The organism is Domibacillus sp. F004, from assembly GCF_057814295.1.
This window is the reverse complement of record NZ_JBVATB010000002.1, coordinates 302622-316714: the sequence shown is the minus strand read 5'-3', so window position 1 is coordinate 316714 and position 14093 is coordinate 302622. Positions and strand designations below refer to the sequence as shown.

Annotated in this window: 13 protein-coding genes; 1 reads left to right on the top strand and 12 read right to left on the bottom strand. The window is 42.7% G+C overall.

From position 1 onward, the window contains the following. Positions 1-71: 71 nt before the first annotated feature. Positions 72-602, top strand: a complete 531-nt coding sequence (locus ACZYRN_RS07060; protein WP_488910823.1) for an N-acetylmuramoyl-L-alanine amidase family protein — start codon at positions 72-74, stop codon at positions 600-602. 90 nt (positions 603-692) lie between these two features. On the opposite strand, the gene ACZYRN_RS07055 is transcribed toward ACZYRN_RS07060, so the two are convergent. The 12 genes from ACZYRN_RS07055 to ACZYRN_RS07000 all read right to left on the bottom strand — a co-directional run bounded on the left by ACZYRN_RS07055 (position 693) and on the right by ACZYRN_RS07000 (position 13985). Continuing rightward, positions 693-1040 (bottom strand): phage holin family protein, encoded by a 348-nt coding sequence (locus ACZYRN_RS07055; protein WP_488910822.1) that lies wholly within the window; start codon positions 1038-1040, stop codon positions 693-695. A 26-nt stretch (positions 1041-1066) separates the two neighbouring features. Beyond that, positions 1067-2242 (bottom strand): DUF4097 family beta strand repeat-containing protein, encoded by a 1176-nt coding sequence (locus ACZYRN_RS07050; RefSeq protein ID WP_488910821.1) that lies wholly within the window; start codon positions 2240-2242, stop codon positions 1067-1069. A 70-nt stretch (positions 2243-2312) separates the two neighbouring features. Further along, positions 2313-5165: an excinuclease ABC subunit UvrA gene (gene uvrA / locus ACZYRN_RS07045; RefSeq protein ID WP_488910820.1), complete on the bottom strand. Its 2853-nt coding sequence runs from the start codon at positions 5163-5165 to the stop codon at positions 2313-2315. A 12-nt stretch (positions 5166-5177) separates the two neighbouring features. After that, a complete protein-coding gene (gene uvrB / locus ACZYRN_RS07040) occupies positions 5178-7211 on the bottom strand; it encodes an excinuclease ABC subunit UvrB (protein ID WP_488910819.1) in 2034 nt (677 codons plus the stop codon). A 258-nt stretch (positions 7212-7469) separates the two neighbouring features. Continuing rightward, the gene (locus tag ACZYRN_RS07035; RefSeq protein ID WP_034286601.1) at positions 7470-7706 is read right to left on the bottom strand and encodes a CsbA family protein; all 237 of its coding nucleotides are present in this window, start codon (positions 7704-7706) and stop codon (positions 7470-7472) included. Positions 7707-7770: 64 nt separating this feature from the next. Continuing rightward, complete coding sequence (locus tag ACZYRN_RS07030) at positions 7771-8409, bottom strand: YfbR-like 5'-deoxynucleotidase (protein WP_488910818.1); 639 nt, start codon at positions 8407-8409, stop codon at positions 7771-7773. A 245-nt stretch (positions 8410-8654) separates the two neighbouring features. Next, positions 8655-9848 (bottom strand): PDZ domain-containing protein, encoded by a 1194-nt coding sequence (locus ACZYRN_RS07025; RefSeq protein WP_488910817.1) that lies wholly within the window; start codon positions 9846-9848, stop codon positions 8655-8657. 88 nt (positions 9849-9936) lie between these two features. After that, positions 9937-11067, bottom strand: coding sequence for a trans-sulfuration enzyme family protein (locus ACZYRN_RS07020; RefSeq protein WP_488910816.1), 1131 nt, complete (start codon positions 11065-11067; stop codon positions 9937-9939). A gap of 74 nt (positions 11068-11141) precedes the next feature. Further along, positions 11142-11684, bottom strand: a complete 543-nt coding sequence (locus ACZYRN_RS07015; protein ID WP_488910815.1) for a redoxin domain-containing protein — start codon at positions 11682-11684, stop codon at positions 11142-11144. Then, a complete protein-coding gene (locus tag ACZYRN_RS07010; RefSeq protein WP_488910814.1) occupies positions 11681-12250 on the bottom strand; it encodes a hypothetical protein in 570 nt (189 codons plus the stop codon). The genes ACZYRN_RS07015 and ACZYRN_RS07010 overlap by 4 nt, the downstream gene beginning before the upstream one ends. 106 nt (positions 12251-12356) lie before the next feature. After that, positions 12357-12464 (bottom strand): YjcZ family sporulation protein, encoded by a 108-nt coding sequence (locus ACZYRN_RS07005; protein ID WP_488910813.1) that lies wholly within the window; start codon positions 12462-12464, stop codon positions 12357-12359. Between the two features lie 90 nt (positions 12465-12554). Further along, positions 12555-13985, bottom strand: coding sequence for an FMN-binding glutamate synthase family protein (locus ACZYRN_RS07000; RefSeq protein ID WP_488911126.1), 1431 nt, complete (start codon positions 13983-13985; stop codon positions 12555-12557). Between the last annotated feature and the right edge of the window lie 108 nt (positions 13986-14093).

Sequence of the window (14093 nt, the reverse complement as noted above, 5' to 3'; positions counted from 1 at the left end):
AAACCGATTCTTTCCGTTTCGATTTTCACGATTTCACTGTATATAGAGAGTGAAAGGAGGATGGATGGAAGATGAAAATAGCTATTGATGCAGGACACGGATGGGATACGCCAGGCAAGAGAACACCAGACGGAATGCGGGAATATGAATTCAATCGGGAAACAGCACTGTTTTTGCGGGAATTCATAAACGCTGACACTTTATTTGTACATCATGACAGCCATGATATGCCACTTGTCAAACGGGTACAAAAAGCTAATCAAGCCAGAGCTGACCTGTATGTTTCGATTCATGCGAATGCCTATGGGGAAGGATGGACAAATGCTCATGGTATCGAAACATATGTGTACACATCTCGTCCTGCCGTTGCATTGAAAATGGCACAGTCTGTTCAAAACGAGCTCACAGCCGCTACGGGCAGACGGGATCGTGGTGTTAAAACAGCTAATTTTTATGTATTGCGTAAAACAAACATGCCTGCCATTTTAATTGAAGCCGGCTTTATGACAAATCGGGAAGAAGCCGCCTTGTTAAAAACCACTCAGTATCGTAAAACATGTGCCCTAGCCATCGCAGACGGGATTAAACGCGTCTTTTGTTAAGCATCGTTCTCGTTTCTTAATGCCTTTCCTTTTCTTCATTTAAACAAAAACATGAAAAATAAACGCGGAAGGCCTAAAGGCTTTCCGCGTTTATTTTTTTCGTAATATGGTCATTTGCAGAACGATATTTACGAGTGCCATAACAATTGCAATGATAATCGCGAGACCAAAACTTTCGATTTCAAAGGCATAGCCCATAATACCATCTGTCATTAATAAAGTTACCGCGTTAATAATGAACAAGAAAAGCCCGAGTGTTAGCATTGTAATCGGCAGTGTTAAAATAATGATAAACGGCCGTACAAGCAAGTTCAAAATGGACAGAACAAGACTTGCGATAACCGCGGATAAGAAACTGTCCACATATAGGCCCGGGAAATACCCGGAAAGCGCCACAAACAATACAGCATTAATGAGCACACTTATAAGCCAGCCCATGCAGAAAACTCCCTTATTTCTTAAAATTAAATACCTTCGCCAAATGACTGATCCGGATTAGCCGGCGGCGTTTGATGAAGCGAAGAGGTCCGCAGTGTGACAGAACCTGTTTTTGTTTCCGCATCAATGACAAGCTGAGGTCCGGCAAGCGGGTTTTCACTTTCAAACTTCAGTGACTTTTGAATACGTTCATCTTTCTCCGTCACATTCGCCATTCCGGTTTCCGGAAGCTGCAGGCGGCCAGCTGTCGTGCGAATCTCACCTTTTACTGCCAGCTCCTGCGGGACATACAATTCAATATTGCCTGTCATTGATTCTGTTTTAACGGCTTCTGCCTTGTCCGATTTTGTATCATATAAAATGTTTCCGTTAAATGATTTCAAATCGGCAAAGCGGAAGGTACCCACTGTATGGATGGCCCCATTAAACGAGTTCAACTCGGCACGTTCGCCTTCGCAGTCAACAATACGGATTGGCCCATTGCCTGTTTCCGCTTCAAGCGTCGTTATTTTGCTGTTTTTCAGTTCAATCTTGCCGTTCGCCGCGCGCACTTCAAGCATTTCAGCATCAATGTCCCGCATATCGAATGCACCATTAAACAATTTTATAGAAAGGTTACTTAACGTTTTCGCTGGAACGTACAACGTTACATCTGTTTTCATTAATTTTAAGCCAACAGAAAATGATAATTTATCTTCACGTGCATAAAAAGTGCTGTTCTTCAAAAATGATTCATGTGCTTCTTCCTGTGTGCTGGCACCATAGACTTTCACACGGCATTCTGCTTTCACACCGGGCCCTTCCCATGTACGAATCGTGACACCGCCATTTGCCGTTTCGATTTTCATGTGGCTCGGCGTTACACCTTCTTCATGAAACACATGGCTAAATTCAGTGCCTTTTCCAAGGAATGGTAATTCAATGTCTTTTAGACGCTGCATAGCTGATTGCATAAACTCAAACAATTTATCTTTTGACTGAGGAATCGTATCTGTATGCGGACGCTGCCCGGTAATTTTTTGACCGATTTTCTCTAACTCATCAAAAAAGCCACCGAGTCCTTTTGAGCTTTCAGTTGATTTTGATGTTGCACTTGTTGCTGTATTGCTTTTTTCCAGTGCTTCAATCAATTTTACTGCTTCATCTGCCGAAATAATGCCCGTTTCCAACATTTTCAAAATACGAATCTTTTCTTCACTCATAAATTGTGAAACCTCCATTGTTTTTGTCTATTACCCTCGTATACGCAAGTACCTATTGAAAAGTTTCACTTTATTTTGAATGTACAGTCATCCGTTCCCGATCACGTTCTAAAATTTTCTTCAAATAATAACCCGTATGCGATTCTTTTGTATCCGCAATTTCTTCCGGCGAACCGGACGCTACAATGGTTCCTCCTTTATCGCCGCCTTCAGGACCAAGATCGACTACGTAGTCCGCTGCTTTAATGATGTCAAGATTGTGCTCGATGACAAGAACAGTATCACCGTTTTCAACGAGCCGCTGTAATACATCCAGAAGCCTTGCAATATCATCTGTATGAAGGCCCGTCGTCGGCTCATCCAAAATATAAAAAGAGCGGCCATTTGAACGTCGATGCAGTTCAGATGCCAGCTTTACACGCTGGGCCTCCCCGCCGGAAAGGGTCGTTGCCGGCTGTCCGAGTGTTATGTAGCCGAGTCCAACATCCACAATCGTCTGCAGCTTTCGTTTAATTTTCGGGATATTTTCAAAATAGACAAGTGCATCGTCAACCGTCATTTCCAACACATCCGAAATATTTTTCCCTTTGTATTTTACTTCAAGTGTTTCTCGATTATACCGCTTGCCATGACATACTTCACATGGCACATATACGTCGGGCAAAAAATGCATTTCAATTTTGATAATCCCATCACCACGGCACGCTTCACAGCGCCCGCCTTTTACGTTAAAGCTGAAGCGGCCTTTTTTATAACCGCGCACTTTCGCTTCATTTGTTTGCGCAAATACATCTCGAATATCATCAAATACACCAGTGTACGTGGCTGGATTCGACCTTGGTGTCCGGCCAATTGGTGACTGATCAATGTCAATGACCTTTTCAAGCTGGTCCATCCCCTTCACTTCTTTATGTGCACCAGGACGGCTTTTTGCCCGATTCAGTTTTTGTGCAAGCGATTTGTACAAAATTTCATTGATAAGTGTGCTTTTTCCTGATCCGGATACGCCCGTTACGGCGATAAATAAGCCAAGCGGAAATTTCGCTTTAACGTTTTTCAAATTGTTTTCTTTCGCACCCGTTACTTCAATCCAGCGGCCATCCGGTTTGCGGCGCTCATCCGGAAGCGGAATAAACTTGTCACCGGATAAATACCGCCCGGTTAGCGACTTGTTATTTTTCATTACTTCTTCCGGCGTACCGGCTGCAATGACTTCACCGCCATGGATACCCGCACCCGGCCCAATGTCGATTAAATAATCAGCGGCCATCATTGTATCTTCATCATGCTCGACAACAATCAGCGTGTTGCCAATGTCACGCATGTTTTGCATCGTGCGAATTAAACGGTCATTATCACGCTGGTGGAGCCCAATGGACGGCTCATCGAGAATGTATAATACGCCTGTTAAGCGCGAACCAATTTGTGTCGCTAACCGAATGCGCTGTGCTTCACCACCTGATAATGTACCTGCAGCACGGCCTAATGTTAAATAATCCAGGCCCACATTATTTAAAAAGCCAAGCCTTTCACTAATTTCCTGTAAAACAAGCCGCGCAATCTGCATTTCTTTTTCCGTTAATTCAATGTCTTTAAAAAAGGCTTCTGTTTCTTGAATAGAAAAATCAGTCACTTCTGAAATTGTTAGTCCATTCATTTTCACCGCTAAACTTTCTCTTTTCAGACGCTGTCCTTTACATGTGGGGCATTTTGATTCACCCATGTATTTCTCCATTTGATCGCGTATATAATCAGAACTTGTTTCTTTATACCGACGCTCAACATTGTGCAGCACGCCTTCAAACATAATCTGGTTATCCCGAATCTGTCCGAAGTCATTTTCGTAACGGAAACGGATTTTATCTTTTCCTGAACCATTTAACAGCTTATCTACTTGATCGTCTGGCAGGTCTTTCACCGGCGTATCCATATTAATACCGTAATGTAGACAAACAGCTTTTAATAGCTGAGGATAATATTGGGAACTAACCGGTTCCCATGGAGCGATAGCATTTTCATTAAGCGACAGCTCCCGATTTGGTATAACGAGATCAACATCCACTTTTTTCTTCATACCTAGGCCGTCACATGATGGACAGGCACCGAACGGACTATTAAATGAGAACATACGTGGTTCAAGTTCACCGACTGAAAAACCGCAGTGCGGGCAGGCATGATGTTCACTAAACAGCAATTCTTCTTTTTCCATGACATCGATCACAACATTGCCTTCACCGAGGCGAAGTGCCGTTTCAAGGGAATCGGCGAGACGTGCCTGTATCCCTTCTTTCATGACAATCCGATCAATAATCACTTCAATGGAATGCTTTTTATTTTTCTCCAGTTCAATTTCTTCCTCTATATCATGCATGTTTCCATCAACGCGGACACGTACGTAACCTTGCCGTTTCACGTCTTCAAATACTTTCGCGTGTGTCCCTTTTCGTCCCGAAATAACCGGGGCCAGCACTTGTATTTTTGTCCGGTCTTCCAGTTCCATCAGACGGTCAACCATCTGGCCGATCGTCTGCGATGAAATTTCAATCCCATGAACGGGACAAAATGGACGGCCGATCCTTGCATACAATAGACGCAAATAATCATATATTTCTGTTACAGTCCCGACGGTCGAGCGCGGGTTGCGGCTCGTTGTCTTTTGATCAATGGAAATCGCCGGGGAGAGTCCTTCAATCGAATCAACATCCGGTTTATCCATCTGCCCTAAAAACTGACGGGCATAGGCAGACAGAGATTCTACATAGCGTCGCTGTCCTTCTGCATAAATCGTATCAAATGCAAGCGATGATTTCCCCGATCCGGATAGACCGGTTAATACGACAAGCTTGTCTCGAGGAATCGTAATATCGATGTTTTTCAAATTATGGGCGCGCGCCCCTTTTACTGCTATATGATCAATGGCCATCAACACTCACCTCTACTCTGATTTCAGTTCAAACAATGCATCACGAAGATCAGCAGCCCGTTCAAAATCAAGTGCTTTAGCTGCTTGCTTCATTTCTGTTTCAAGACTTATAATCAGCTTATTGCGCTCTTTTGCTGTCATTTTCTTCCCGGTTGTTTTCGATGTATACGTTCCATTGTCTTCAGCGACTTGTGTTACACGAATTCCATCACGAATATCTTTTTGAATCGTGGTCGGTGTTACACCATGCTTCACATTATATGCTTCTTGAATTTCACGTCGACGTTTCGTTTCATTTATTGCTTTTGTCATGGAGTCCGTGATTTTGTCGGCATACATAATGACATGCCCTTGTGAATTACGGGCAGCGCGACCCATCGTTTGAATAAGCGACCGCTCTGAGCGAAGGAATCCTTCTTTATCTGCATCTAAAATGGTCACGAGTGATACTTCCGGAATATCAAGTCCTTCTCTTAGCAAGTTAATCCCAACAAGTACATCATATTTTCCGAGACGCAAATCGCGAATAATTTCAATTCGTTCAAGCGTTTTCACTTCCGAATGTAAATATTGTACTTTTACGCCGACTTCTTTTAAATAATCGGTTAAATCTTCGGACATTTTTTTCGTTAAAGTGGTAACAAGCACACGTTCATTTTTCGCTACGCGGTCATTAATTTCGCCGAGTAAATCATCAATCTGCCCTTCAATTGGCCTAATTTCAATCGTTGGATCCAGCAGTCCAGTCGGTCTAATAATTTGCTCGGTCATGTTCGGTGTTTGTTCAAGTTCATACGGACCTGGCGTTGCCGATACGTATACAACTTGACGAATGTGTTCTTCAAATTCAGTAAATGTCAGCGGCCGGTTGTCTTTCGCAGAAGGCAGACGGAAACCGTGATCAACAAGTACCTGCTTCCGGGCCTGGTCACCATTAAACATCCCGCGCACTTGAGGCAATGTCACATGCGATTCATCAATGACCATTAAAAAGTCATCCGGAAAATAGTCAAGCAGCGTGTACGGCGTCGAACCAGGCGGACGAAGGGTTAAATGACGCGAATAGTTTTCAATCCCCGAGCAAAAGCCCATTTCCCGCATCATTTCGAGATCGTAACGCGTCCGCTGTTCAAGCCGCTGAGCTTCGAGTAATTTTCCCTCTGCACGCAGCTCTGTCAACCTTGTTTCCAGCTCTTCCTCAATACTTTCGATCGCCTTGTTCAGCTTTTCTTCACGAGTAACGAAGTGGGAAGCCGGAAAAATGAATACGTGATCACGTTCGCCCAATATTTCGCCTGTAAGCGGGTCTACTTCCCTTATACGGTCAATTTCGTCACCGAAAAACTCAATGCGGATACAATAGTTATCATGGGATGCTCGCAAAATTTCCACCACATCGCCACGCACACGGAACGTACCTCGCTTAAAATCAATATCATTTCTTTCATATTGGATGTCCACAAATCGTCTTAGCATTTCATTTCGGCCAATTTCCATGCCTTTGCGCAGTGATATCCCTAATTCACTATATTCTTCAGGAGAACCGAGACCGTAAATACACGAAACGGATGCAATAATGATCACATCTTTTCGTTCAAATAAAGACGATGTTGCAGAGTGACGCATTTCATTGATTTCATCATTCACGGTCGCATCTTTTTCAATAAACGTATCGGTGTGCGGCATATACGCTTCCGGCTGATAGTAATCATAAAAACTAACAAAGTATTCTACTGCATTATCCGGAAAAAACTCTTTAAACTCACTGTATAGCTGGCCAGCAAGTGTTTTATTATGGGCAATCACAAGTGTCGGCTTCTTTACCTCTTTAATCACATTAGAGATGGTAAAGGTTTTTCCTGTTCCTGTCGCACCAAGCAGGGTCTGATGTTTTTTTCCGCTCTCAATTCCGGCGACGAGTTCAGCAATCGCTGCCGGTTGATCACCTTCTGGTTTGTATTTTGATACTAAGTTAAATTCCCGCTCCACCCTAACAAGCCCCCCTTTGTTTCCTCTAACGCTCTTTACTCTATTGATACTTCCCATTTTAACATGAACGAAACAAAAAGCGCCAACAAATAGCGCACACTCGTTCGGATCTAGCGCTATTGCTCCATTCTTACTGAAAAGCTCTGTTAAACACTATGATTGATTGAACGATTTTTGGTTCATTTCGTCTAAAACGCGGTTCCGGGCATGCCTTTTCAGCCCAGGCTTGGAGGGTTGCTCCAGCTAAATGAGCCAAAAATCAACAACGTTTTATAACAGAGCCTAATAAAAAAAACACCAAAAAGTTTTTCGGTGTTAGTTTAATTTTAATTTCAACTGCTTCATCATTCGGTTGGACAGCCATAAACCAGCTGTCAGCGAAGCAGCATCAATAATAATAAGTTCCCATGTATGGGTATATCCTTTATAGGCAGATGCAGCAATAAGCGCGACCGTCAGCACAAGACCAACAAACTGATTGTATGTCACGCGTGAAAATAAGACCACAAGCAAAGCGGGCAACAGCAACGCCAAGATCATCTTATCGACCATCTGCTTCCTCCTAAAATTATTTTCTTTTATCATAGCTTATTTGGAAGAAAGTGAAAAGAGTAGATTACTCGTGACGTTGAATAATACGCTCCGTTAAATCGCGCAATTCACTATGCGGCATAAACTTCTCCGCAAGCATATCGGGCATGATATATTCAACGAAGTAATTTACACAATGCAGCTCTTTGAATTTTAAAATCGTATTTAGCGCTTCTTCATAAATTTCAAAAAAGAGCGGATCCGGGTTGCGCTTTAAAACTTCCCCGTATGCTTCGTAAAGCAGATCAATTTTATCGGCCACGGATAAAATACGCCCTTCAAGCGATCCATCTTTTCCTTCTTTCAATCGCCTCAAATACACTTCATGAAATTCTTTTGGAAATTCCTCCTCAATAAATTTACGTGACATTTGTTCTTCTACCTGTGAAAACAATTCCTTCAATTCAACAGTCGCATATTTGACTGGCGTTTTAATATCCCCTGTGAAAAGCTCTGCATAATCATGATTAAGCGCCTTTTCATAGAGCGACCGCCAATTAACTGTCTCACCAGCCAACTCCTCTACCGTCCCTAAAAATTGGGCGATTTTCGTCACTTTAAAGGAGTGGGCAGCAACTGTATGTGTCTGAAATTTAAATTTTCCCGGCAGCCGGTCTAAATGTTCAAGGTCTGACAAACTTTTAAAGTATGTATGTACACCCATGTCATTCGCTCCCTTTCCGTCTATTATGCCTATTGTACCGGCAAATGAACATAAAAAAAAGAAAATCTGCTTCGTTTGGCCGAAAACGAGCAGATTGCTTTTTTCAATAAGGCTCTGTTACAGAACATTGTTGATTTTTGGCTCATTTTGGCTCTAGCTTGATGAAATGAGCCAAAAATCGTTTGATAAACAATATTGTTTAACCTAGCCTTTTCAATAAAAAAAACGCCCAATAATAAGGGCGTCTACTCAATAAATAACGAATCATCCATATATTCTTTTTCTTCAGGCACAAAAATTAATCCAAGTTCATGATGGTCATTTGCATAAATGGACCCTTGTACAAAACGAAGCTGATTGTTCGTCCCGATCACTTCCATTTTGCAGTACGCTGCATTTTTTTGAAGTGCTGTATAAAATTCGGGTTCACTGCTAACTGGCACACCATTTACTTTCGTTATAATGTCCCCTATCTCAATCCCCATTTTTCGTGCAGGTGATGCAGGAAGAACACCAACAATAATGATGCCTTTCGATTGCGCCGTAAAGAAATAAGAACGACGTTTTTCATCATTGTAATGACGAAGCATAATCGCCAAACGGGCAAGGACCGCAAATAAAACAGCGACTGCAGATAATTGCCATATCCAGTAAGAGAAGAACGCAATGATGAGTGTAAGCACACCCGCTTTGATAATACTTTTCCCAGTTGATTTAACGGCAAGCGCTGGCAATGTACTTCTTACTATCATCGAAAACCCGATTAAAAAGGGGAACAAAACAAAACTATAGGAGACAGCACCTGTATCAATAACCGGCCACCATTCCGCAAATGAAGTAAGCGGTTTACTCGATGGAACCGGTAAAAAGACCGGGACGAGCCAGAGACGGCGTGCGAGATGTACAACCGTTAGTAAGCCCCGCTTATTTTTTTCAATACGCGGTGATGTGCCTTGGTGACCCCGCTTACGGATCAGCACGCCTTCTGCTATAACAAGAAGCCCGGTCACAATCGAAAACACAGACAAAATTGCTTGTACATTCAGATTTTCATACGGAATGAACGGGTAGTTAAACCATTCCGATAAAACGAATATGCCATATGCCGCCCCCATCGTCCATGCCGGTGACAAAAGAAAAAAGCCTGCGATACTGAAAATAATTAAAATCGCTGCTATAAAATTGAGCAGTCCCGCTGGCAATGCCAGTCCGGCCACGATCGTGATGACAGATAACAGAGCACCGATCGCAAGACTTGACGGCAAAATAAACCTGATTTCCTGATAGATATCATAGATGCGCGTGCTGAAATCTTTTCGTTCACGTGTCACGCGAAACATCCCGACGATAAATGCGAGAATGAATGAAAAATAAAAAATAGGATGTATAAATAATTTTAACGCTGCTGAAGCCAATTGCAAAAGCCAGTCTAAAACCATAAGTGTCCCTCCAAAACGTTGCATACAATTCTTCCCTTTATTGTAACAGAAAGCTTGGACGAACGTTAGCTGTCAAGACACTTTTTCGTCAAGCACGGGTTAGTGCATTCTCAAGCTGGGCGATAATATCCGCTGCTTCTTCAATACCGATCGAGATACGGACTGTCTTTTCTGATACACCCACTGCCTTCTTTTCTTCCGGTGACAAAGCACGATGGGATGTACCGAACGGCCATGAGACGGTCGTTTCCACTCCCGCAAGTGATGGAACAAGCTGAATCCAGCCTAGTGAACGAAAAAAAGCAGATTCATCGGTATCATCTGCAAGATGAATCGTGATAATCGCACCGTTTCCTTTGTCAGATACGGTCGTCGGATAAAATACTTTTTTTACTTTTGGATGTGAGACAAGCCAATCTGCTGCTTTTTGTGCATTCGCCGATTGTCTTTCCATCCGGAGGCCGAGTGTTTTCGCTCCGCGGCACGCAAGCCATGATTCGAATGGACTTAAATTTAACCCGATGTTCACAATGCGGCTGCGAGCCGATTCAACGTATTCTTCTTTTCCGCATAAAACGCCGGCCGATACATCGCTATGCCCGCCAATGTATTTCGTCGCTGAATGAACAACAAGGTCGGCACCAAGCGCATACGGCTGAACGAGATAAGGGGTGGCAAACGTATTATCAACGATCAAAACAAGTTGATGTTTTTTGGCAACCGCCGTCATTGCTTCCAAATTTTCAACACGTAAAAATGGATTAGTCACCGATTCTGTATATAAAAGAACCGTTTCCGGACGAATCGCCGCTTCCACCGCTTGTTGATCTTCAAAATCCACAAATGACGTCTCAATCCCCATTCGGGCTAGCTCTTCTTTTAACATATAAAAGGTGCCGCCATATACATCGTGCGCGGCGACAAGATGATCACCGCTTTTCGCCACGGCAAGCACAGCAGCCATAATAGCACCAAGACCAGAAGATGCAGCCACGCCTGCAGGCGCTCCTTCAAGACGGGCAGTGATATGTGCCAATTCATCCGCATTTGGATTGCCAACACGCGTGTATAAATAAGGGGAATCCCCACTGTAATAGCCTTCCATCTCTTCTAAACTATCGAATGAAAACACCGATGTTTGATATATAGGTGTTACTTTACTTCGAATCGATGATGGCAATTTTTTGCCATGTATGGCTTTCGTATTAAATGAATCCACATTTTTTCACTCCTTTTCCCTCTTCATTATATTCCTGAATTTGTACAAAAACAAATCCGCCTGTAATAGACGGATTACTCTTTTATTAACTCTTTCATCATCGGTTCATCCATCGGACCGACAATTTTTTGGTGGACGATGCCATCTTCATTTAACACATACGTTGTCGGAATCGTGTACACTTCAAATGTTTCAGCTACCTTCCCGTCTTCATCCCGTAAAATTGGGAACGTTAAACCATACTGATCAACGAATTCGCTGATTTTCTTATTGCTTTCTTCTAAATTAATCGCAAGTATTTCAATGTTTTCTGGCTTCTCTTCATAAAACGACTGCATGTGCGGCATTTCCGCTTTACACGGCGGGCACCATGTTGCCCAGAAATTTAAAAACACTTTTTTCCCTTCATAGTCAGACAGTTTTGCTTCTTTGCCCTCCATCGTTTTTACGGTAAAATCAGGTGCTTTCTCGCCTTGTGCAATACCTGTTACGTCGTCATTAACGACCATCCCAGTGTTTTCAATTTCGGTGACATCTTTCCGGTCACTGTACAAATTAAACCCAGCCATTCCGATTAAAAAGGCTAGTAAAAGGACGCCCAACCATTTTTTATTCATCTTTTCTTCCTCCAAATAATGAAATAAGCTGTGACGATTATGTATACGAGTGATGGCATCCCAATAAGACGGCCTTCTGCTGATAAAAAGAGCAGCTGCCAAAATAAGAGCAATGTGAGTGCACGCTCTAGTCCTTCTTTCGCCACAAAGAAAAAAAGGATGCTTCCTGCTGCCTGCACAATCGTCCAAACCGTCCATGTTTCAGCCAAGACGGATAAAGCAAGCGGATACAAGATAGTGATTGCTGCCCACATTCCTGCCGTTTTAAACGGAGGCATCTTTTTTATATATGTATATAAAAGGGCGACAGCTAGTCCCAGCCAAAATCCGTATATGCCCCCGTTAAAGTAGAGAATGGACATTGGTGCTTGTATGACGAGCGGGAATTGAAAAAGAATGATGCTGAATTTCCAAACCATTATAAATAAAAAAACAGTATTGCCAAAGCGGTCCGCAAACGATTTTCCATATTGGATACGCGCGTACAACCAAGCACCAAATAAAGCAATGATAACAGCCGGCTGTTGAACAGGCAGGGTGACATTCGCGATTTGAATAAATTCCATATCGTCTCCTTCTCCCTACTATATTATCATATGATCCATTTATGATCATTTCATATATTGACGGATGAAAAATAAAAAAAGCCGCTTACCTAGCGGCTTTCATGTGTTAGCTTCCCCAGCCAATGTACGCTGCGCCGACGATAATGAGCAAGATGAACAGAACAACGATTAATGCGAAGCCGCCGCCGAAATTATTTTCTTTTTGTCCACTCATGCCAATCCACCTCCCTGCTCTCTACTCTTACAGAATATGCAGGAAGAGAATCATCGGCAGGGCGGTCAGCCTATCCGGGTCGCCAATCCTTTATTTAAATCTTAATTTTTCAAATAGTGTAGTTTTCTTATCAATTGTCTTTTCAAAAGATTTTTCCGTCGGCTCCAATGGTTCAAATGAAAAGGGAATGCCAACCATTTTCGCCGTCAATTGATCATAAGAGACTAAATCTTTTTTTGACAGCTCTTTTAAAGATCGTTTTCCCATTGCTCTTAATGCCGTTTCTATTTCTTCGGTACAGGATGTTAAAAATTTTTCTGCTGCTTTTGCTCCTTCTTCAGGCTTAAATTGGTTCTTAAATTTCCCTTCATTCCACACAACTTGCGTAGGCGGTTCAAACGGCAATGCATTCAAGGTTTGGTCATGTGCGACAGTGAATAACATAACAGACCCTAAATAAACAGCATCAGCACCAAGCGCCAGTACTTTTAAAAAGTGGCCGGGATTAAAAAGCCCTCCCGAGACAATTAAACTTACTTGTTCCTTCATTTTTCTCTTTTCCAGATGATTAACGGCCCGGACAACCGCATGCAAGGTTGGTATGCCAAAGTCATCGGATAAAATGGGCGCTGCACCGAGTGTGGCCGCTTGTCCGCCATCAATCGCAATATAATCAACACCCATGCTTAATATGTGATCAATATCCTCTTCAATTTTACCGCCAGCTCCTATTTTCACACCAATCGGGACACCGCCTGATAGATTCCGCAGCTTTTCAACAAGTCCTTGCAAATCTTCTATTGTTTGATTTTCATAAAAATTTTCAAAAATGACGGCATCCTCATTTTCCTTCAGGCCCATCACTTCACGGGCACGGCCGGTTAAATTTTTAGGCGATATTTTCCCGCCCGTTCCAGCCAGCGCACCTTGTCCCAGTTTAATTTCAATCATGTCTGCCCGCTTAATAACGTCCTCTTCTTTTGCCCATTTTGTTTTTGAAAACTGTAAAATAAACTTATCTGCTGTCTCCAGCTCTTCTGGCATGACTCCCCCTTCACCAGAATTAATAGCGGTTCCCGTATTGCTCGCTGCTTTAGCCAGAGCCAGCCTTACTTCTTCACTAAGGGCGATCCCGTAAGCCATCCCGCTGATCATAAACGGAATCTTTATTTCCATTGGTTTTTTTGCTTTTGGGCCAATCGTTACCTTCGTATCTACATCTTCTTCACTATCTATTGGAAACGGTGTTGTCTGGGCAGGGATAAAGGTAATCGGATCAAAATGCGGCCATTTTTTGGAAGAGCCCATTGGACGGTGAAGGAGATCTCCTGTTTCTGCACGCAAGCTATTTTCAAGTACATTTTGAACGCCCATATGCCGCAGGCCCGGCATTAATTCCATAATATTTTCTTGATAGCTGTCCGTTAAAGCAATTTTCCCCATTTTTTTAACCATTCGTTTAACAACCCAGCGCCAGCCAAAAAGCATGAATATGAAAAGGAAAAATAGGATAGCAATCATTGCAAAAGCCACATAATTTAAGACATACAATCGATTCACCTCTCTGCTGTTTCAATAAATTAAACTGTTCACGATTCTCATTATTCCCCAAAAGAGAAAAATTATCGT